Source organism: Streptomyces sp. NPDC054887 (genome assembly GCF_053610585.1).
The window spans coordinates 28,183-48,562 of the sequence record NZ_JBSGYQ010000013.1 but is presented as its reverse complement, the minus strand read 5'-3'; the positions used below and the strand labels follow the sequence as shown (position 1 = coordinate 48,562).

The 20,380-nt window shown below is 71.0% G+C and carries 20 protein-coding genes; 10 read left to right on the top strand and 10 right to left on the bottom strand.

Features of this window, described 5'->3' with window-relative positions; all coding sequences use genetic code 11:
- Positions 1–20: 20 nt before the first annotated feature.
- From ACWGH0_RS10070 to ACWGH0_RS10055, 4 genes are all read left to right on the top strand, one after another.
- The gene (locus ACWGH0_RS10070; RefSeq protein ID WP_453403683.1) at positions 21–938 is read left to right on the top strand and encodes a F0F1 ATP synthase subunit gamma; all 918 of its coding nucleotides are present in this window, start codon (positions 21–23) and stop codon (positions 936–938) included.
- Positions 938–2,380, top strand: a complete 1,443-nt coding sequence (gene atpD / locus ACWGH0_RS10065; RefSeq protein WP_452804829.1) for a F0F1 ATP synthase subunit beta — start codon at positions 938–940, stop codon at positions 2,378–2,380. The genes ACWGH0_RS10070 and atpD overlap by 1 nt, the downstream gene beginning before the upstream one ends.
- Positions 2,381–2,518: 138 nt before the next feature.
- Positions 2,519–2,893: a F0F1 ATP synthase subunit epsilon gene (locus ACWGH0_RS10060; protein ID WP_069926908.1), complete on the top strand. Its 375-nt coding sequence runs from the start codon at positions 2,519–2,521 to the stop codon at positions 2,891–2,893.
- Positions 2,894–3,030: 137 nt separating this feature from the next.
- Positions 3,031–3,477 carry a DUF2550 domain-containing protein gene (locus ACWGH0_RS10055; RefSeq protein ID WP_453403682.1) on the top strand — a complete coding sequence of 149 codons (447 nt, stop codon included), beginning with the start codon at positions 3,031–3,033 and terminating at the stop codon, positions 3,475–3,477.
- Between the two features lie 78 nt (positions 3,478–3,555).
- On the opposite strand, the gene ACWGH0_RS10050 is transcribed toward ACWGH0_RS10055, so the two are convergent.
- From ACWGH0_RS10050 to ACWGH0_RS10040, 3 genes are all read right to left on the bottom strand, one after another.
- Positions 3,556–5,406, bottom strand: coding sequence for a glycosyl hydrolase family 18 protein (locus tag ACWGH0_RS10050; protein ID WP_453403681.1), 1,851 nt, complete (start codon positions 5,404–5,406; stop codon positions 3,556–3,558).
- Between the two features lie 182 nt (positions 5,407–5,588).
- Positions 5,589–6,239 carry a response regulator gene (locus ACWGH0_RS10045; RefSeq protein WP_453403680.1) on the bottom strand — a complete coding sequence of 217 codons (651 nt, stop codon included), beginning with the start codon at positions 6,237–6,239 and terminating at the stop codon, positions 5,589–5,591.
- Positions 6,236–7,435, bottom strand: a complete 1,200-nt coding sequence (locus ACWGH0_RS10040) for a sensor histidine kinase (RefSeq protein WP_453403679.1) — start codon at positions 7,433–7,435, stop codon at positions 6,236–6,238. Before ACWGH0_RS10040 ends, ACWGH0_RS10045 begins: the two co-directional genes overlap by 4 nt.
- Before the next feature lie 164 nt (positions 7,436–7,599).
- On the opposite strand from ACWGH0_RS10040, the gene ACWGH0_RS10035 reads away from it, so the two are divergent.
- Positions 7,600–8,157 carry a hypothetical protein gene (locus ACWGH0_RS10035; RefSeq protein ID WP_453403678.1) on the top strand — a complete coding sequence of 186 codons (558 nt, stop codon included), beginning with the start codon at positions 7,600–7,602 and terminating at the stop codon, positions 8,155–8,157.
- A gap of 45 nt (positions 8,158–8,202) precedes the next feature.
- On the opposite strand, the gene ACWGH0_RS10030 is transcribed toward ACWGH0_RS10035, so the two are convergent.
- Positions 8,203–8,775: a cob(I)yrinic acid a,c-diamide adenosyltransferase gene (locus ACWGH0_RS10030; RefSeq protein ID WP_453403677.1), complete on the bottom strand. Its 573-nt coding sequence runs from the start codon at positions 8,773–8,775 to the stop codon at positions 8,203–8,205.
- Between the two features lie 306 nt (positions 8,776–9,081).
- Here ACWGH0_RS10030 and ACWGH0_RS10025 point away from each other — a divergent pair, with 306 nt between their 5' ends.
- The 3 genes from ACWGH0_RS10025 to ACWGH0_RS10015 all read left to right on the top strand — a co-directional run bounded on the left by ACWGH0_RS10025 (position 9,082) and on the right by ACWGH0_RS10015 (position 13,310).
- Positions 9,082–9,930, top strand: a complete 849-nt coding sequence (locus ACWGH0_RS10025) for a 3-hydroxyacyl-CoA dehydrogenase family protein (protein ID WP_453403676.1) — start codon at positions 9,082–9,084, stop codon at positions 9,928–9,930.
- A 146-nt stretch (positions 9,931–10,076) separates the two neighbouring features.
- A complete protein-coding gene (locus tag ACWGH0_RS10020) occupies positions 10,077–10,400 on the top strand; it encodes an STAS domain-containing protein (protein ID WP_069926899.1) in 324 nt (107 codons plus the stop codon).
- 240 nt (positions 10,401–10,640) lie between these two features.
- Positions 10,641–13,310 carry an ATP-binding protein gene (locus ACWGH0_RS10015; RefSeq protein ID WP_453403675.1) on the top strand — a complete coding sequence of 890 codons (2,670 nt, stop codon included), beginning with the start codon at positions 10,641–10,643 and terminating at the stop codon, positions 13,308–13,310.
- 109 nt (positions 13,311–13,419) lie between these two features.
- Here the strand turns inward: ACWGH0_RS10015 and nucS are convergent, their stop codons facing one another.
- Complete coding sequence (gene nucS, locus ACWGH0_RS10010) at positions 13,420–14,091, bottom strand: endonuclease NucS (protein WP_028813196.1); 672 nt, start codon at positions 14,089–14,091, stop codon at positions 13,420–13,422.
- 210 nt (positions 14,092–14,301) lie between these two features.
- Between nucS and ACWGH0_RS10005 the strand changes: the two genes are divergently transcribed.
- Complete coding sequence (locus tag ACWGH0_RS10005; protein WP_138897598.1) at positions 14,302–14,694, top strand: SCO5389 family protein; 393 nt, start codon at positions 14,302–14,304, stop codon at positions 14,692–14,694.
- A 65-nt stretch (positions 14,695–14,759) separates the two neighbouring features.
- Here ACWGH0_RS10005 and ACWGH0_RS10000 read toward each other — a convergent pair whose 3' ends face one another.
- Positions 14,760–15,806: an LLM class flavin-dependent oxidoreductase gene (locus ACWGH0_RS10000; protein ID WP_453403674.1), complete on the bottom strand. Its 1,047-nt coding sequence runs from the start codon at positions 15,804–15,806 to the stop codon at positions 14,760–14,762.
- Between the two features lie 211 nt (positions 15,807–16,017).
- Between ACWGH0_RS10000 and ACWGH0_RS09995 the strand changes: the two genes are divergently transcribed.
- A complete protein-coding gene (locus tag ACWGH0_RS09995) occupies positions 16,018–16,347 on the top strand; it encodes an ATP/GTP-binding protein (protein WP_453403757.1) in 330 nt (109 codons plus the stop codon).
- Between the two features lie 21 nt (positions 16,348–16,368).
- Here the strand turns inward: ACWGH0_RS09995 and ACWGH0_RS09990 are convergent, their stop codons facing one another.
- The 4 genes from ACWGH0_RS09990 to ACWGH0_RS09975 form a co-directional block, all read right to left on the bottom strand.
- Positions 16,369–17,226 carry an ABC transporter permease gene (locus tag ACWGH0_RS09990; protein ID WP_453403673.1) on the bottom strand — a complete coding sequence of 286 codons (858 nt, stop codon included), beginning with the start codon at positions 17,224–17,226 and terminating at the stop codon, positions 16,369–16,371.
- Entirely contained in the window at positions 17,223–18,443 is a 1,221-nt protein-coding gene (locus ACWGH0_RS09985) for an ABC transporter ATP-binding protein (RefSeq protein WP_453403672.1), read from the bottom strand. Before ACWGH0_RS09985 ends, ACWGH0_RS09990 begins: the two co-directional genes overlap by 4 nt.
- Positions 18,444–18,579: 136 nt before the next feature.
- Positions 18,580–19,350 carry an ABC transporter permease gene (locus ACWGH0_RS09980; protein ID WP_453403671.1) on the bottom strand — a complete coding sequence of 257 codons (771 nt, stop codon included), beginning with the start codon at positions 19,348–19,350 and terminating at the stop codon, positions 18,580–18,582.
- Positions 19,351–19,353: 3 nt separating this feature from the next.
- Entirely contained in the window at positions 19,354–20,334 is a 981-nt protein-coding gene (locus tag ACWGH0_RS09975; RefSeq protein WP_453403670.1) for an ABC transporter ATP-binding protein, read from the bottom strand.
- Positions 20,335–20,380: the final 46 nt, after the last annotated feature.

The following is a 20,380-nucleotide window of genomic DNA, read 5'->3' as shown; positions in this document are numbered from 1 at the left end:
CGACGGAAGGGACCTGACTCATGGGAGCGCAGCTCCGGGTCTACAAGCGTCGCATCCAAGCCGTCACCGCGACCAAGAAGATCACCAAGGCGATGGAGATGATCGCCGCCTCGCGCATCGTCAAGGCGCAGCGCAGGGTGGCGGCGTCGATGCCGTACGCGACCGAGCTCACCCGTGCGGTGACCGCGGTGGCGACCGGCTCCACCACCCAGCACGCCCTGACCACCGAGGTCGAGGCGCCGACCCGCGCCGCGGTTCTGCTCGTCACGAGCGACCGCGGTCTGGCCGGCGGCTACTCCTCCAACGCCATCAAGGCGGCGGAGCGGCTCCGTGAGCGGCTCAGCGGCGAGGGCAAGGAGGTCGACACGTACATCGTCGGCCGCAAGGGTGTCGCCTACTACGGCTTCCGCGAGCGCAAGGTCGCGGAGTCGTGGACCGGCTTCACCGACAGCCCGACCTACGCGGACGCCAAGATGGTTGCCGCACCGCTGATCGAGGCCATCCAGACGGAGACGGCCGAGGGCGGTGTGGACGAGCTGCACATCGTCTTCACGGAATTCGTGTCGATGATGACGCAGAACCCGGTGGACAACCGGATGCTGCCGCTCTCGCTCGACAAGGCTGCGGAGGAGGACGGCACGAAGGGCGAGATCCTTCCGCTGTTCGACTTCGAGCCGTCGGCGGAGGACGTCCTCGACGCCCTGCTGCCGCGCTACGTCGAGAGCCGTATCTACAACGCACTGCTGCAGGCCGCCGCTTCCGAGCACGCCGCCCGTCGTCGTGCGATGAAGTCGGCGACCGACAACGCCGGGGATCTCATCAAGAGCCTCTCCCGGCTTGCCAACGCGGCCCGCCAGGCCGAAATCACCCAGGAAATCAGCGAGATCGTCGGTGGCGCCAGCGCTCTGGCCGACGCGACCGCGGGGAGTGACAAGTAATGACGACCACTGTTGAGACGGCCGCCGCCACGGGCCGCGTCGCCCGGGTCATCGGCCCGGTCGTCGACGTGGAGTTCCCCGTCGACGCGATGCCGGAGATCTACAACGCACTGCACGTCTCCGTTGACGACCCGGCCGAGGAGGGCGCGCGCAAGCTGCTGACCCTCGAGGTCGCCCAGCACCTGGGTGAGGGCCTCGTCCGCGCGATCTCGATGCAGCCCACCGACGGCCTGGTCCGCCAGGCCCCGGTGACCGACACGGGCGCGGGCATCACCGTCCCGGTCGGTGACATCACCAAGGGCAAGGTGTTCAACACCCTGGGTCAGATCCTGAACGACCCGGAGGCCGAGGCTCAGATCACCGAGCGCTGGCCGATCCACCGCAAGGCCCCGGCCTTCGACCAGCTCGAGTCCAAGACCGAGATGTTCGAGACCGGCCTGAAGGTCGTCGACCTTCTCACCCCGTACGTCAAGGGTGGAAAGATCGGTCTGTTCGGTGGTGCGGGCGTCGGCAAGACGGTCCTCATCCAGGAAATGATCATGCGTGTGGCGAAGCTGCACGAGGGTGTCTCGGTGTTCGCCGGTGTCGGTGAGCGCACGCGTGAGGGCAACGACCTCATCGACGAGATGACCGACTCGGGTGTTCTGGACAAGACCGCGCTGGTCTTCGGCCAGATGGACGAGCCGCCGGGCACGCGTCTGCGCGTCGCCCTGTCCGCCCTGACCATGGCGGAGTACTTCCGCGATGTGCAGAAGCAGGACGTGCTGCTCTTCATCGACAACATCTTCCGCTTCACGCAGGCCGGTTCCGAGGTCTCCACGCTGCTCGGCCGCATGCCGTCCGCGGTGGGTTACCAGCCGACCCTGGCCGACGAGATGGGTGTGCTCCAGGAGCGCATCACCTCGACGCGTGGTCACTCGATCACCTCGATGCAGGCGATCTACGTCCCCGCGGACGACCTGACCGACCCGGCGCCAGCGACCACCTTCGCCCACCTGGACGCGACGACCGTTCTGTCGCGTCCGATCTCGGAGAAGGGCATCTACCCGGCGGTCGACCCGCTGGACTCGACGTCCCGCATCCTGGACCCGCGCTACATCACGCAGGACCACTACGACGCGGCCAGCCGCGTCAAGGGAATCCTGCAGAAGTACAAGGACCTCCAGGACATCATCGCGATCCTCGGTATCGACGAGCTGGGCGAGGAGGACAAGCTCGTTGTCCACCGTGCCCGTCGCGTCGAGCGCTTCCTGTCGCAGAACACCCACGCCGCCAAGCAGTTCACCGGCCTGGACGGTTCGGACGTTCCGCTCGACGAGTCGATCGCCGCGTTCAACGCGATCTGCGACGGCGACTACGACCACTTCCCCGAGCAGGCGTTCTTCATGTGCGGTGGCATTGACGACCTCAAGGCCAAGGCCAAGGAGCTCGGCGTCTCCTGAACGCAGTGAGCCGCGTGGGTCGAAGTGACCCACGTGACTCGTGGGAGAGGGGTGGGTACGTCCCGCCCCTCTCCGTACGCCCCCTAGAATTGACCCAACACCCGGCACAACCGCCGGGTGGTGACCCGAGGAGCCACCTTGGCTGCTGAGCTGCACGTCGAGCTGGTCGCGGCGGACCGTAACGTCTGGTCCGGCGAGGCCACCCTGGTCGTCGCGCGCACCACGTCCGGCGACATCGGCGTCATGCCCGGTCACCAGCCCCTCCTTGGCGTGCTGGAGTCGGGCCCGGTGACCATCCGTACGAGCGACGGCGGCACCGTCGTCGCCGCGGTGCACGGCGGGTTCATCTCGTTCGCCGACAACAAGCTTTCTCTGCTCGCGGAGATCGCCGAGCTGGCCGACGAGATCGACCCCGCGCGCGCCGAGCGGGCGCTGGAGCGGGCGAAGGCGGAGGCCGATGCCGCCGCCGAGCGCCGCGCCGCCGTCCGACTGAGCGCGGTTGCGGGACACTGAGTCCCGCGACGACGAGTTCTGACCTCAGCCGCGGCCCGTACTGGACTCTCCAGGGCGGGTCGCGGCTGAAGCGATACATCGGGTAGTTCTGTTCTGTACTGGTACTGGCACTGGATGATGCGAGGAGGTCGGTGGAGATGTTCCTCGCTCTGCTCGTGAGCGGCTCGGTAGTCGCGCTGGTACTGGTGGGACTGTTCGTCTTCGGACTGCGCCGACGGCTGATCCAGCGCTCCGGCGGCACCTTCGACTGCAGCCTGCGCTGGAACCTCCCCGAGGAGCCCGACCGCTCCGGCAAGGGATGGGTGTACGGCGTCGCCCGCTACAGCGGCGACCGCGTCGACTGGTTCCGCGTCTTCTCGTACGCCCCCCGCCCCCGTCGCGTCCTGGAGCGCTCGGCGATCGAGGTGCTCTCGCGCCGCGTACCCGAGGGCGAGGAAGAGCTGGCGCTGCTGTCCGACGCCTGCATCCTGGTGTGCTCGCACCGCGGCACGCGGCTGGAGCTGGCGATGAGCGAGGACGCCCTCACCGGGTTCCTCGCCTGGCTGGAGGCCGCGCCTCCGGGCCAGCGAGTCAACGTGGCGTAGCCGGCACAACACGATCGGGGGGGACGGGCCGCAGCCCGTCCCCCCGACTATTTCAAGCCTTTATGCTCCAGCTCTCTACTACTTCAGACCGTTGTTGATCGCGGTCACCAGTTCGCCGTTGGCGGTGTCACCGCTGAACTCCCAGAAGAAGGCGCCGCCCAGGCCCTGGCCCTTCGCCCAGGTCATCTTCGTACCGATGGTGGCGGGGGTGTCGTAGCTCCACCAGTCGGTGCCGCAGTGGGCGTAGGCCGTGCCGGCGACGGTGCCGTTCGCCGGGCACTTGGTCTTGAGGACCTTGTAGTCCTCGATGCCCGACTCGTACGTACCGGCGGCGGCGCCGGTCGCGGTGCCGCCCGGCTCCTTCTGCGTGACGCCGGTCCAGCCGCGCCCGTAGAAGCCGATGCCGAGCAGCAGCTTCTTCGCGGGGACGCCCTGGGCCTTGAGCTTCGCGATGGCCTCGGCCGAGTTGAAGCCGGCCTGCGGGATGCCGGCGTACGAGGTCAGCGGGGAGTGCGGGGCCGTCGGGCCCTTGGCCGCCCAGGCGCCGAAGAAGTCGTACGTCATCACGTTGTACCAGTCGGAGTACGCGGCAGCGCCGGCGTAGTCGGTGGCGTCGATCTTGCCGCCGGCCGAGGCGTCCGCGGTGATGGCGGCGGTGACCAGGTTGTTCGTGCCGAACTTGCCGCGCATCGCCTGCATCATGTTCTTGAACGCGGCCGGGCCGCTGGTGTCGCAGGACAGACCGCAGGCGTTCGGGTACTCCCAGTCCAGGTCGATGCCGTCGAAGACGTCGGCCCAGCGCGGGTCCTCCACCAGCTTGTAACAGGAGTCGGCGAAGGCCGCCGGGTTCTTGACCGCCTCGGTGAAGCCGCCGGACCAGGTCCAGCCGCCGAACGACCACAGCACCTTGATGTGCGGGTACTTCGCCTTGAGCTTGCGCAGCTGGTTGAAGTTGCCGCGCAGCGGCTGGTCCCAGGTGTCGGCCTTGCCGTCGACGCTCTGGTCGGCGGTGTACGCCTTGTCTATCGCCGCGAAGCTGTCGCCCATGGTGCACTTGCCACCCTGGACATTGCCGAACGAGTAGTTGATGTGCGTGATCTTCGCCGCGGAACCCGAGGTGTCCAGGTTCTTCACGTGGTAGTTGCGTCCGTAGATGCCCCACTCGGTGAAGTAGCCGAGCTTGACCTGGTCGCCGGGGCCGGGGCCCGGGTCGGTGCCGCCGCCGGTGGTCTTGACCGCGCGGGCGCCGCTGACCGGGCCCGTCTGGTCGGCGGTGTCACGGGCCTGCACCGAGTACGAGTAGTCCGTGCCCGCGCTGAGCCCGGTGTCCGAGTACGACGTGGTGGTGACCGTCGCGACCTTGGCGCCGTCGCGCAGCACGTCGTAGTTCTTGACGCCCTTGTCGTCGGTGGCCGCGGTCCACGTCAGCTTCACCGAGGTGTCCGTGATGCTGCTCGCGGAGGGGGTGCCGGGCGCGGTCGGCGGGGTGTCGCCGGGAACGGAACCGCCGTCGCAGGAGCCGCCGTTGAGCTTGCAGCCGCTGGGGGAGCCGGAGCCGGTGCCGTTGAAGCCGAAGGACACGCTGGCGCCGGGGGCCAGGTTGCCGGCCCAGCTCTTGTTCTTGGCGGTCCAGTGGTTGCCCGAGTTGGTGACGTCGGCGTCCCAGGCGGAGGTGACGGCCGTGCCGGTGGGGAAGTCCCACTCCACGGTCCAGGTGCTGAGGGTGGTGGTTCCGGTGTTCTTCACCGTCCACTTGCCCTCGAAGCCGGTGCCCCAGTCGGAGACCTTGGTGTACGAGGCGGTCGCCGACGTGGCGGCCTGCGCGGGGGAGGCGAGGCCGACCATGGCGGCGAGGGGGACGACCAGCGCGGTGAGACCGGCCGCCGCTCTGTTTCTGAAGCGGGTGCGTAGGGGGGTGTGTGTACTCAAGGGTGCTCCCGAGAGAGAGGTCCGGCGGGGAACGGGGATGGGACCTGCGCCGCTTGGCGAGCACTTTTTGACATGACACGCTCACCACTGCGGTGCGGCGAGCGTAGGAAGGTCTGGACCAATCGTCAAGAGGTCTGGACCAGAGATGGCCCGCCGGGGGTAACCCGGGGGACACCCCTCGGTCAGATCCCCAACTCCCGAGCGAGCACGGCGGCTTGTACCCGGCTGCGCAGCTCCAGCTTCCCCAGCAGACGGCTCACGTGGGTCTTCACCGTGGCCTCCGCCATGTGCAGGGACCGGGCGATCTCCGCGTTCGACTGCCCTCCGCCGAGACACGACAGCACCTCGCGCTCGCGCCGGGTCAGGCACTCCAGGACCTCCGCCCCCGGCGCGTCCGCCGGCCGCGCGGGCGCGGGCGCGGCGAACTCGGCGATCAGCCGGCGGGTGACGGCGGGGGCGATCAGGCCCTCGCCGCGCGCCACCGTGCGTACCGCTTCGATCAGGTCCTTGGCCTCCGTGTTCTTCAGCAGGAAGCCCGCCGCCCCCGCGCGCAGCGCCCCGAAGACGTACGCGTCGAGGTCGAAGGTCGTCAGGACCAGTACGTCCGCGAGCCGCTCCGCCACCACCTGCCGGGTCGCCGACACCCCGTCGAGGCGGGGCATCTGCACGTCCATGAGCACCAGGTCCGGGCGCAGTTCGCGGGCCATGGCGACGGCCGCCTCGCCGTCCGCCGCCTCCCCGACGACCTCGATGTCCGCCGCGCTGTTCAGGATGAGCACCAGGCCCGCCCGTACCGCCGACTGGTCCTCCGCGACCAGCACGCGAATCGTCATGAGTGCGGCTCCGTATCGTCCTTCGCGGGCAGCAGCGCCCGTACCTGCCAGATGCTCGTGCCGTCCGCCGCCGTGGCGGGGCCGGCCTCCAGCGTCCCGTCGAGCAGCGTCACCCGCTCCCGCATGCCCACCAGGCCGGCGCCGGATCCGGGCGCGCGGGGGCCGGGCCGGTCGCCGTACGGGCTGCTCACCCCCACGGTCAGCGTGTGGTCGGTGTGCGCGAGCGTCACGGTGACCGGGCCGGGGGACGCGTGCTTGAGCGCGTTCGTCAGCGACTCCTGGACGATCCGGTACGCGGCCATCTCGACCGGGGCCGGCAGCCGGCCGCCCGGGTCGCGGCTGTCGTCGAGCGTGAAGAGCAGTCCGCTGTCGGCGCCGGCCGTGCGGACCTGGGCGACGAGCGCGTCGAGTCCGTCGAGCGAGGGCGCGACGGCCGGCTCCCGGTCGCCGCCGGTGTCGCGGAGCAGGCCGATGAGGCGGCGCATCTCGGACAGGCCCTGGACGCTGTTCTCGCGGATGACGGCGAGCGCGTCCAGGGACGCCTTCGGCTCCCCGATGGACAGCGCGGCGGTCGAGTGGATGGCGATGGCGGACAGGTTGTTGGCCACCATGTCGTGCAGCTCGCGCGCCATCCTGGAGCGCTCGGCGGCGATGGCCTGGTTGCGGTCGATCTCCGCCAGCAGCCTGGTCTGCTCGGCGCGCAGCCGGGCCGCCTCGGCCGCCTCCCGGTGGTTGCGCAGGCTGGCACCGGTGGCGGCGGGGGCGAACGACACCAGGCCGGTGAGGACGCCGATGAGGAGCGCCTCGGGGTCGCGCAGCCAGGCCAGCGCGGCGAAGGTGACGGCCACGGTGACGAAGCCGGTGATCAGCGGGATCCGGCGGGCCGCGCCGGGTGTTCCGTACACCACGGCCGCGTACGTCAGGTCCGTGTACATGAGGACCGTCGCCAGGTTCCCGTGCGTGAACTGGTCCGCGATCACGGCCGCGGTGCCGAGGATCAGGGCCGTACTGGGATGCGATCTGCGCAGCAGCTCCAGGCAGGCCGTCACGGCGAGCGGTACGAGCGTCACCCAGGACGGCAGCAGGCCGCGGACGGCGGTGGTGTGCAGCCCGAGCGCCCACAGCAGGACTCCGCCGAGCAGGCCGATCACGGCGAGCAGGACGCCGTCGCGATGGGGGCGGGGGAAGCGGGTCACGTCACCATCCAACACGGCGCGCACCGGCGCGTCCTCACCGTGCGGGGTGAGCCGGGGCTACATCGAAGGATGCAGTGCGGGTTCGTCACTGGCGACGACGATTCGGGCGCCCGGGGACGGGAGGGTGGGAAGCCCCACGGGACAACGGGAGGAGAGTGAACACCGTGATCGTCACGCTGATCATCATCTGCGAAGTCGGCTTCTGGGTACTGCTGGCCGGCGGCCTGGCCCTGCGCTACCTGGCCCGGATGCCGCGCGCCGGGGCGGCCGTGCTGCTCATGGAGCCGCTGCTGGAGGTCGTCCTCCTGGTCGTCACGGCGGTCGACCTGAAGAACGGCGCCGAGCCGGACTGGAAGCACGGGCTCGCCGCCGTCTACATCGGCTTCACGGTCGCGCTCGGCCACCGCACGATCAAGTGGGTCGACGCCCGGTTCGCCCACCGTTTCGCGGGCGGACCCGCCCCGATGCGTCCGCCGAAGTACGGGACGGCCAGGGCGGTGCACGAGTGGAAGACCGCCGGGCTGTGGATCCTGGCGTCGGGCATCGCCATCGGGCTGCTCCAGGCGGCGATCTGGTACATCGGCGGGGACGGGCAGACCGGGTCGCTGCGGGCGTGGCAGCAGAAGATGCTGTTCGTGATCGGCGTCAACGCGGTGATCGCGGCGTCGTACACGCTCTTCCCCAAGCGGGAGCCGGCGGGGGAGCGGGAGCGGGTGGGTTAGGCGGGCCCGGGAGATCCCCGCGGGCCCGCCGCGGGCGGTCGCCGTCTACCGTTCGCCCCCCGGCACCCACAGCACGTCTCCGACCTCCTTGTTGGCCACCCTGGCCAGGATGAACAGGAGGTCGGACAGGCGGTTGAGGTACGTGGCCGTCAGCGGGTTCATGACCTCGCCGTGGACCTCGAACGCCGCCCAGGTGGACCGCTCGGCCCGCCGCACGACCGTGCACGCCTGGTGCAGCAGCGCGGCCCCCGGCGTACCGCCCGGCAGGATGAAGCTCCGCAGCTTCTCCAGTTCCTCGAGGAAGCGGTCGCAGTCCGCCTCCAGCTTGTCGATGTACGACTGCTCCACGCGAAGCGGCGGGTACTCGGGGTCCGCGACCACGGGCGTCGACAGATCCGCGCCCACGTCGAAGAGGTCGTTCTGGACCCGGACGAGGACCTTCACCACGGCCTCGTCGAGCTGTCCGAGGGCCACAGCCGTCCCGATGACGGCATTGGCCTCATTGGCGTCGGCGTACGCCGCGATCCGCAGGTCGGTCTTGGCGGTTCGGCTCATGTCGCCCAGGGCGGTGGTGCCCTTGTCGCCGGTACGGGTATAGATGCGCGTCAGGTTGACCATACGGCCAGCCTAGTTACGCGCCCGCCCCGCGCAGGACGCGTGTGCCCACCGTCACGGCGGCGGACACCGGCAGCGCCGAGCGGCAGGCTGCTCAACTACGCGGTGCGGCGGACACCGGCACCACCGAGCGGCAGGCCGCTCAACTACGCGGTGCGGTCCGCCGAATGAGGCGTCCCGGTGTGATGTCCGTCATCTGAGACGTGACGCGTATCTCTTCGCCGCCACTCGGCCCCTCACGGACGCTAATCTCCGCCGGAGAGCCTGAAGCGAACAGGCGTAGAGGCCAAAAGAATCAAGGGGTGTGTCGTGGCCAGGAAGCTCGCCGTCATCGGAGCCGGACTCATGGGGTCCGGTATCGCGCAGGTCTCGGCGCAGGCGGGCTGGGACGTCGTCCTGCGCGACGTCACCGACGCCGCGCTGACCCGCGGCCGTGACGGCATCAAGGCCTCGTACGACAAGTTCGTGTCCAAGGGCAAGCTGGACGCCGCGGACGCCGAGGCGGCGCTCGGCCGCATCACCACGACCACCGACCTCGACGCGGTCGCCGACGCCGACATCGTCGTCGAAGCCGTCTTCGAGAAGCTCGAGGTCAAGCACGAGATCTTCCGCGCGCTCGACAAGATCGTGCGGGAGGACGCCGTCCTCGCCTCCAACACCTCCGCCATCCCGATCACCAAGATCGCGGCCGTGACGGAGCGTCCGGAGCGGGTCGTCGGCGCGCACTTCTTCTCGCCCGTGCCGATGATGCAGCTCTGCGAGCTCGTGCGCGGCTACAAGACCAGCGACGAAACGCTGGCGACCACGCGGGAGTTCGCCGAGTCCGTCGGCAAGACCTGCATCGTCGTCAACCGCGACGTGGCCGGCTTCGTCACCACCCGCCTCATCTCGGCCCTCGTGGTCGAGGCCGCCAAGCTGTACGAGTCGGGCGTCGCCTCGGCCGAGGACATCGACATCGCCTGCAGGCTGGGCTTCGGCCACGCCATGGGCCCTCTCGCCACCGCGGACCTGACCGGCGTCGACATCCTGCTGCACGCGACCAGCAACATCTACACGGAGTCGCAGGACGAGAAGTTCGCGCCGCCGGAGCTGATGCGCCGGATGGTTGATGCCGGTGACATCGGACGCAAGAGCGGGCAGGGCTTCTACAAGCACTGATGCCCTGTCAGCCCCTGGGGTCACTCCCAGGGGTGAATTCGGTATCGGTTCGCTTACGGACGGCAACTTCCTTGCCCGTACGGCAGTCAGTTGGGTGCAAGGAAAGAAACAAGACACGGAGATCCGACGAACTCTCGGGGAGCGATATGCACATCAGGGGCGACCACGTCGAGCTGGTCGTCGGGGGCCGCCTCGACGTCCGCAGCGCGGCGGACGCCCGTACGGTCCTGCACTCGGCCGTCGACGACGGCGTCGGCGATCTCGTGCTGGACCTGACCGAGCTGGATTCCTGGGACGCCACCGGTCTCGGCGTGATCATGGGCGCCCACCGGCGGGCCGGGCGGGCGGGCCGCCGGCTCGTGCTGCGCGGCGTACCGGCCCAGATGCAGCGCCTGCTCGTGGCGACCAGGCTGCACCGCATCCTCGCCATCGAGGGCGGCCTCGCCGCCGAGTCGCTGCCGCGGGTCTGAGCGGCACGGCGCCGGCGCGAAGCGGCGCGATCCGTACGGCGGGCACAATCCTCACGAGACTGTGACGTCCCGGGCGGGGCGGCACCCCTCGTGTTCCCCGGTACTGTGCGAAGGTCTAGGGTTCGGCTCGCCTGCCGATTGACGAACCCGAGTACGGCGGGCACCGGACCAGAAGCGACAGCGAGCGTGTGAAAGGCCGGGAGGGGCATCGGCACGCGACGCATCTGGGGGGCTTTGACCATGGACCCGATGAACCGGGGACCCGAAGACTACGGCCACGACGACGACCTGTTCGGCGGGAGCGGCACCGGTGACGGGCAGCGCCCGGAACCCCAGGACGCGCCGCCGGCCGCCCCGGCGAACGGTCCGGCCGGCGCCGGCCGGGCGAGCGGACCCGGCTCGTCCGCGCCCGCCCGTACCGTCCAGGTCGTGGCGGGCGACTTCCTGCTCACCGTCAACCCCGTCGACGGCAGCGAGATCGAGGTCTGCCCGCCCGGCGAGCGCCCCGCCCGGCCGGTCAGGCACAGCGCCGACGACCGCGCGGAACTGGAGCGCGCCGCCAGGCCGCCCGTCCCGCCGGGGCCGGTCGCGCCCGAGCTCCCGCTCCTGGAGCGCCAGGAGGAGCGCGAGCGGCTCGTACGGCTGCTCGCGCGCGGCCGCTCGGTGCGGCTGACCGGCCCGTCCGGCTCGGGCCGCACGGCCCTCCTCGACGCGGTCGCGGCCGAATGCGCCGACCTCGCGCCCGACGGGGTCGTACGCCTCTGCGGAGCCCACCGCACGGCAGACGAGCTGCTCCACGACCTGTTCGCCGCCGTCTACAGCGCGCCGCTGCACCGCCCGGACCGCGCGGGCCTGCTCGGCCTGGTCCACGAGATCGGGGCCGTCGTCGTCGTCGACGACCTGGAATTCGGCGGGCCGGCGCTGGACGAGCTGCTGGACGCCACCCCCGAGTGCGCCTTCCTGTTCGCCACGACGCCGGACGTGGCCGCTCCCTCGCCCGATGCGCACGTCGAGGAGGTGTTCCTCGGCGGCCTCGGCCGCAGCGCCACCCTGGAGCTCCTGGAGCGCGCCGTGGACCGGCCGCTCACCGACGACGAGGCCAACTGGGCCGGCGACCTCTGGTTCGAGTCCGAGGGGCTGCCGCTGCGCTTCGCGCAGGCGGGCGCCCTGCTGCGCCAGCGCGACCAGCTGCGCGCCGACCCTACCGTCTTCGACGCGCCCGGGTACGCCGAAGGGCAGCCCGCCGCGCCCTTCGACGCGGAGGACGGCCTCCACGACGTACCCCTGCCCTCGCTCGCCGAAGGAGCGATGCCGGCCGCCCTGCTCGCGTCCCGGCTGAGCGAGTCCGCCCGCGCCACCCTGCGCTTCGCCCTCGCGCTCGGCGGCGAGGTGCCGCACCAGGCGCACCTGCCGGCGCTCGTGGGCGACACCCACGCGGACGCCGCCCTGGGCGAGCTGATGAGCTGCGGTCTGCTCTCGCCGTTCGGGGCGCGGTTCCGGCTGGCGGCGGGTGTGGCCGTACAGCTGGAGGCCGCCGGGTACACCGACGACCTCGCGGAGCGCGCGCACACCGCCTCCCAGCACTACGCCTGGTGGGCCGGGCACCCCTCGGTCACCCCGCAGCGGGCGGCCTCCGAGGCCGACGCGATCCTCGCGGCCATGGGCGCGCTGGTGCCGGGCTCCGAGGCGGGACACCCGAGCGCGGCCGTCCTGCTGGCCCGTACGGCGGCTCCCGCGTTCGCGGCCGGCCTGTGCTGGGGCGCCTGGGAGCGGGCGCTGCGGACCGGACTCGAAGCCGCCCGCATCGCCGGAGAGGTCGCGGAAGAGGCGTACTTCCACCACGAGTTGGGCGTCCTCGCGCTCTGCACGGGCAATCTCGACCGGGCCAGGGCGGAACTGGAGGCGTCCGTCGCGATGCGCGGCGCGGTGGCGGACAAGAGCGGCACGGTCGCCGGACGCCGGGCACTCGCCCTGGTCGCCGACCGCTCCCGGCCCGCGGTGGCCGGGCTCGTCCCCGACGGGCGCACGCCCGCGGCGGAGGAGGTGCCGGCGGCGCGGTACGAGGAGTCGGCGTCGCCGCCCGGCGGTGTGCCGGCGGCGGTCGTTCCCCTGTCGCTGCCCGGGGGACCCGAACGGGCCGCGGACGACAGCACACTCGTCTCGCACCGGCCGCCCCGCGCCGGCGGCGGTGGCCGTCTCGCCGTGCTCAGCGGCGCCCGGCGCAACATGGTCGCCGCGGGCGCCGGCGCGCTGCTCGTCGCCGTACTGGGCACCGTGGTGACGCTGGGAGCGACCTCGGAGGGCGACGAGCCGCGGAACCGGGTCACGTCCGAGCAGTCGGCGGACGAGGACGGCTTCGGGAGCGGCTTCACGGCCGACGAGCCGGGCCAGGACTCCACCGGGCGCCCCGGCCGTCCCACAGGCCCCAGCACGTCGGGACAGCCCTCGCCGGGCGAGAGCGGTGACGGCAAGGCGTCCGGCGAACCGTCGAAGAGCGGCACCCCGAGCGACGACAAGTCGTCCCCGGGCAGCAAGCCGCCGGCCTCCGACGACCCGACGACCGCTGGCCCGACGACGGGCGGTCCGACCACGGGCGGCCCGACGACCGGCGCCCCCACCAACGGCGGTACGACGGACGGCGGGACGACCGACGGTGGCACCACCGACGGTGGCACGACCGACGGTGGCACGACGGACGGTGGCACGACCGACGGCGGTACGACGGACGGCGGGACCACCGACGGTGGCACGACGGACGGTGGCACGACCGACGGCGGCACCACGGACGGCGGCACCACCGGGGACACCACCGGCGGCGCGGAGGGCGGGACCACCGAAGGCGGCACCGCGGACGGCGGCACCACCACGACCACCAGTGGCAGCCCCAGCGAAAGCGCCCCGGCCGCGTAGCCCGGCGCGCCCGCAGACAGCAGGGGGCGGGTGCGGGGAAGCCTCCCCGCACCCGCCCGCGCCCACCGCCCGGCGTGCTTCGCTCAGCGGCACACGGCGGTCCCCGGCCTCAGAACAGCCGGAGCTTGTCGTCCTCGATGCCCCGCATCGCGTTGTAGTCCAGGACCACGCAGCCGATCCCGCGGTCCGTCGCCAGGACCCGTGCCTGCGGTTTGATCTCCTGCGCCGCGAAGATGCCCTTCACCGGCGCCAGATGGGGATCGCGGTTGAGCAGCTCCAGGTAACGGGTGAGCTGCTCGACGCCGTCGATGTCACCGCGCCGCTTCAGCTCCACCGCGACCGTCGCCCCGTCCGCGTCGCGGCACAGGATGTCCACCGGCCCGATGGCCGTGGGGTATTCGCGGCGGATCAGGGAGTACCCCTCGCCGAGCGTGTCGATGCGGTCGGCGAGCAGCTCCTGGAGGTGCGCTTCCACGCCGTCCTTGATGAGCCCGGGGTCGACGCCCAGCTCGTGGGACGAGTCGTGGAGCACTTCCTCCATGGTGATGATCAATTTCTCGCCCGCCTTGTTGATCACCGTCCACGTGCCGGCGTCGTCCCCCGTGCCTTCCTTGAGGGTGCACGGCGGCGACATCCAGTTGAGCGGTTTGTACGCCCGGTCGTCGGCGTGGATCGAGACGCTGCCGTCCGCCTTCACCAGGATCAGACGGGGAGCGGAGGGCAAGTGGGCGGTGAGCCGGCCCGCGTAGTCGACGGAGCAGCGGGCAATGACGAGACGCATGAGGCGCAACGCTACTCGACGACGATCCCTCTACGCGATTCGCCCAGTAAGCCCCCCTTCGTTGTTGGCTGGTTGTGTTCCCAATCTCCTGGTGCGGCCAGGACCGCACGCTTAACTTGGATGCAGGAGGTCGTCGTACGTGCACTCTGCGTCGTCGTCCGTCTTCCCTGCCCGTAAGACCCCGGCCCCGGGGTCGCGAGAGGAGAACCCATGTCGCTCGACGTCTCACCGGCACTGTTGGAACAGGCCGAGCGAGGCGATGTCGACGAAGCCGCCTTCGTCGACTGCGTCCGGACCTCCCTGCCTTACGCATGGGAGATGATCAGCTCTCTGGTGGCTCAGCTGAAGGTCGACGGTGGCGAGTTCGCCGACAACCAGACGCCTCCGCCGGACGAGCAGGCACGTGGTCAGCTGCTGCGCGCACTCGCGAGTGACGCGATTCGCGGTGCGCTCCAGCGGCACTTCGGCGTACGTCTCGCATTCCAGAACTGCCACCGCGTAGCGGTGTTCCCGGTGGACTCCTCTTCGGACGAGCGGCTCAGCCGTTTCACGTCGATCCGGGGTCAGCTGCTCAACCAGTCACCGACACTGCGGGACTGCTGAGGCACTGCTGTCGTCGCTCCGCATCGCGCGTGGTGCGCCGATGCGGAGCGACGGCGGCCGCCCGGTCACGACAGCAGGGGCAGCACTTCGGAACCCAGCGACCGTACGTTCTCCTCGGTGGCCGCGAGGTCGCCCGACCCTTCGACGAGCAGCGCGAAACGCGTGATCCCGGTCCGCTCCGCGGTGGCCGCCAGCCGTTCGGCGGCCAGCCGCGGCGGACCCACCGGGTGCAGTGCGCACAGCATCTCCGTGTAGGCGACGGGGTCCCGCATCGCGCGGTGGCGCCCGTCGACCGTCACATGGGCGTCGAGTCCCTGCTTGAGCCAGCCGGGCATCGCCTTCGTCAGCGTCTCGGTGGCGTCGGCCGCGCTGTCCGCGATCTGAGCCACGCCGGCCGAGACGTGGCCCGCCGTCGCGACCGTTTCCGGCTCATGTCCTGCGGCGAGCGCGAGCCTGCGCCACAGCGCCACCATCTCCGCCTTGTCCTCGTCGCCGCAGTGCATGCCGAGCAGCATCGGCAGCCCGCGCTCGGCGGCCAGCCGCACGCTCTTGGGGGAGGTGCACGCGACCACGACTTCCGGGCCGCCCGGCCCTCCGTCGTCCGGCGCGGCGCGCAGCAGCTCGTCCGGCCGCGGTACGACGGCGACCTCGCGAAAGTCGAACCGCTCGCCGCGCGCCTCCACGCGCGGTTCGCGCAGCCAGCGCAGCAGCAGATCGAGCGACTCGGGGAAACCGTGCTCGTACGCGGCGAGACCTTGCCCGAACACCTCCAGGTCCACCCAGGGACCGCCGCGCCCCACGCCGAGCGTGAACCGCCCGCCGGAGGTGAGGTGCAGCAGCGCGGCCTGCTCGCCCAGGGCGACCGGGTGCGCGGTGGGCAGGACGCTGACCGCCGTGCCCACCCGGATGCGCCGGGTGCGCCCGAGCAGCAGCGCGGCGAGCGTCACCGCCGAAGGACACACGCCGTACGGTACGAAGTGGTGCTCCGCCAGCCACACGGAGTCGAGCCCGGCCTCCTCGGCGACCTCGGCCGACCGCACCGCCCGGTGCAGTGCCTCCCCCTGGCCCTGGCCCGGGAATTGGGCCGCCAGTACAAATGTTCCGACACGCATCGCCTATTGCCTCCTTGCGGCCGACGCGGCTCCCCCTCACTGGCAACAACGTCTGACACGTGCCAAAGGCACGGGCGCGCGCGAAGTTGTTGCGATTTTCCGGTAAGCCGCGCCCAACGAGCGGCTGCCCGCACGCGATGCGGTACGTGTACCCCCGCCGGATGGCCCTAGGCTGGGTGGGGCCAGTGCCGTTCGACCCGTGAGGTTTCAGGTGTCCCCGCGTCGCAACCGCCCCAAGGGCGGCGAGAACCCCGCAGCGCCTCCGACCGGTGCGTTCGGAGACAGATTCGGGCTCCAGAGCACCGAGTCGTGGCAGGGCGAGGAGTGGTCGGTGCGCCACGTCGCCGGTGCGAGCGCGGCCGGCAAGCGGTACCGCTGCCCGGGCTGCGACCAGGAGATCCCGTCCGGTGTCGCGCACCTGGTGGCCTGGCCCGAGTACGGCGGCGTCGACGACCGCAGGCACTGGCACAAGGCGTGCTGGAACGCGAGGGACCGCCGCACCACGAAGGTGCAGCGGTCCAGGAACGCCCCGCGCCACTGACCGGCCGCCGCCGGCCGGCGGTCACACGTCGCGCTTCTCCAGGGCGAGGTACGCGCCGCCGAGCGCCACGGCCGTCACGCCCAGCAGGATCCACAGCGGGTCCCAGCCCGACGGGCCCGAGTCGGTGACGGAGGCGCCGTAGAAGACGCTGAGCTGGTTGGGGATCGAGTACTCGAAGAGCGCCTCCTGGAGGTCGGCGAGCGTCTCGGAGAACATGAACATCGCCAGCACCAGCGGCAGCAGCACCACGCCGATCATGATGGTGATCGCGCCCGCCGAGTGACGGATGAGCGAGCCGATGGCGAGCGACAGCAGGCCGAGCGTCGCGACGTACAGGCTGACGCCCAGGGTGGCGCGCGCCCAGTCCTCGCCGGTCGGCGTGACGCCGCCGAGCATCGCGGTCTGGAACGCTCCGACGAGGGCGGTGGTCACCAGCGTGATGAGGAAGGCCACGGCGAAGAAGACGATCGCCTTCGCGGTCAGCACGCGCGAGCGGCTGGGGCACGCCGTGAGGGTCGTACGGATCATGCCCGTGCCGTACTCCGACGCGACGGTCATGACGCCGAGCGTGATCACCGGGATCGCGCCGAGCAGCACGCCGAAGAAGCCGAGGCTCAGGACCGGGGTCTCGCCGAGGTCGGCGCCGGACGAGCCGACGGCCACCGCCGAGAGCAGCCCGATGCCGAGCACGAGCACGATCATCACGCCGAGCGTCCACATCGTGGAGCGGACCGAGCGGATCTTCGTCCACTCCGAGGCGAGCGCGTCCCCGAGGGTCGCCCTGCGCACCGGGATGGGGGAGACGTACGACGCCACGCCCTGCGGCGCGTACGGCTGGGGGGCCTGGTGAGCGGCCTGCTGCTGGTACGGGGTCGTCATCGGGCGTCCTCGGGGCTGTCGCTGTCGCTCTTGGTCGGGTCGGGCGCGGGCGGTGCGGCGGGCGCGGGCGGCGCCGCCGGGGCGGCCGGCGCCGCGTACGGGTTGTGGCCCGGGGCGGCGGCTTGGCCCGGGGCGGCGTAGCCGGGAGCCGGCGCGGGGCCGCCCGGCAGCGGGGCGCCCGCGAAGGGCGGCTGCCCGCCCTGCTGGGGAGGCGGCGGGGCGTACCAGCCCTGCTGCGGGGCCACGGGCTCGGCGTAACCGCCGGGCTGCTGCGGCTGCTGGAAGCCGGCCAGCTGGTCCGCCGTCGAGCGGTAGTCCACCGCGCCCTGCGTCATCCGCATGTACGCCTCCTCCAGCGACGCCTGGTGCGGGGAGAGCTCCCACAGCCGTACGCCGGCGTCGTGCGCGAGGTCGCTGATGCGCGGCAGCGGCAGCCCGGTGACGCGCATCGCCCCGTCCGGCTCGGTCATCACGTGCCCGCCGGACTCCGTCAGCACGGACGACAGCTTCTCGCGCTGCTGAGGGTCCGTCTGCGGCGTGCGCACCCGGGCGAAGTCCGCGGAGTTGGCGGAGATGAAGTCCTTGACGCTCATGTCGGCGAGCAGCTGCCCGCGGCCGATGACGATCAGGTGGTCGGCCGTCACCGCCATCTCGCTCATGAGGTGGCTGGAGACGAAGACCGTACGGCCCTCGGCGGCCAGCGTCTTCATGAGGTTGCGGACCCAGTGGATGCCCTCGGGGTCGAGACCGTTGATCGGCTCGTCGAAGAGCAGTACCTGCGGGTCGCCGAGCAGCGCGGCCGCGATGCCCAGGCGCTGGCCCATGCCGAGCGAGAAGCCCTTGGAGCGCCGCCCGGCGACGTCCTGGAGACCGACGACGCCCAGCACCTCGTCGACCCGCTGGGCCGGGATGCCGGAGAGCTGCGCCAGCGACATGAGGTGGCTGCGCGCGCTGCGCCCGCCGTGCACGGCCTTGGCGTCGAGCAGGGCGCCGACCTGGCGGGGGGCGTTGGTGAGCTTGCGGAAGGGGTGACCGCCGATGGTGACATGGCCGGAGGTCGGCTCGTCCAGCCCGAGGATCATGCGCATCGTCGTGGACTTGCCGGAGCCGTTGGGGCCGAGGAAGCCCGTCACCGTGCCCGGGCGCACCTGGAAGGAAAGGTTGTACACGGCCGTCTTGGCGCCGTAGCGCTTCGTCAGGCCGACTGCCTCGATCATTGTGTGCCAGCCCCATCGACAGGTCGGGTCGTCGGGGCTGTGACCGCGTGGCCGAACCCCCGTAAGGGTTAGGAGGATAACCAGCGGCTGACGGTTCCCGCTAAGCCGGGACGGCGCCGCCGAGCCCTCGATCGCGCTAGGCGTCCCGCTTCTTCAGCAGGACGAATCCGCCCACCACGGCCGCGGCCACCCATACGGTCATGATCAGCAGCCCGCCCCACGGACCGTACGGCGCGCTGTCGTCGACCGGCGTGACCACCTGCATGATCTTGCTGCCCGCCTGGTCGGGCAGGTACTGGCCGACCTTCTTGGTCGCCGAGACGTTGCCCAGGATCGGCGCGAGCAGGAAGAAGAACGGCATCAGGACGCCGAGCGCGAGCACCTGGCTGCGCAGCATCGAGGCGACGCCCATCGAGAACAGCGCGATCAGGGCCATGTAGAGGCCGCCGCCGATCACCGCGCGCAGCACGCCCGGATCACCGATGTCCGCCCTCAGGTCACCGAGCATCGCCTGGCCGAGGAAGAAGGCGGCGAAGCTCGTGATCATGCCGACGGCCAGGGCGAGTGCCGTGGCGACGGTGATCTTGCTGAAGAGAAAGGTGCCGCGCTGCGGGACCGCCGCGAGCGACATGCGGATCATTCCCGTGCTGTATTCGTTCGACACGACGAGCACACCGAAAACGATCATTGCAAGCTGCCCAAGACTGGTGCCCGCGAAACTCACGAACGTGGGATCGAAGGCGAGCTTGTCCTGCGCACTCATCTTCTCGAATTCGTTCTTCGCAAGAATACTGATGAGTACGCCGAGCCCGATGGTGACGGCAGCGGCAAGGCCGAGTGTCCATACTGTGGACTGAACGGATTTGATCTTCGTCCATTCCGATTTGATCACCTGTGTTGCGGCCATGGCTCAAGCCCCCCTCTCGTGCGTCTGCTCCCGCACTCCGGCGCCCCAGCCGGCCCCGCCGGGCGCGGGCCGGTCGCCGTCGGAATGCGCGTGGTACTCGACGGACTCGGCGGTCAGCCGCATGAACGCCTCCTCCAGCGAAGCCTGCTGGGGGCTCAGCTCATGGAGTACGAGCTGATGCCGTGCGGCGAGCTCACCGAGCCGCTCGGACGTCACCCCGTCGACCTCCAGCGACCCGTTGGCCGCGGTGACCGCCGTGATCCCGGCGGCGTGCACCACATCGCGCAGCCGCTCCTGCTCCGGGGAGCGCAGACGTACGTAACTGCGCGAGTTCTCCCGGATGAAGTCGGCCATCGAGGTGTCGGCGAGCAGCCGCCCCTGGCCGATCACCACCAAGTGGTCGGCGGTGAGCGCCATTTCGCTCATCAGGTGGGACGAGACGAGGATCGTACGGCCCTGGGAGGCCAGGGCCTTCATGAGGTTGCGGATCCAGTGGATGCCCTCGGGGTCGAGGCCGTTCACCGGCTCGTCGAACATGAGGATCTCCGGATCACCCAGCAGCGCGCCCGCGATGCCCAGGCGCTGGCCCATGCCGAGCGAGAAGCCCTTCGCCCGCTTCTTCGCGACCGTCGTCAGGCCCACCGTCTCCAGGACCTCGGAGACCCGGCTCCGCGGTATGCCGTTGCTCTGGGCCAGGCACAGCAGGTGGTTGTAGGCGCTGCGCCCGCCGTGCATCGCCTTGGCGTCGAGGAGCGCGCCGATGTACTTCAGGGGATCCTTGAGGTCGGCGTAGTGCTGGCCGTCGATGCGCACGTCGCCGGCCGTCGGGTTGTCGAGGCCCAGCATCATCCGCATGGTCGTCGACTTGCCCGCCCCGTTCGGCCCCAGGAAGCCGGTCACGATGCCCGGCCGCACGGTGAAGGTCAGATGATCGACGGCCACCTTCTCGCCGTAGCGCTTCGTCAGCCCCGACAGCTCAATCATGCGGCCACGCTAAGGGCGCGCAAAGCCCCCCGCCACCGGAATGACG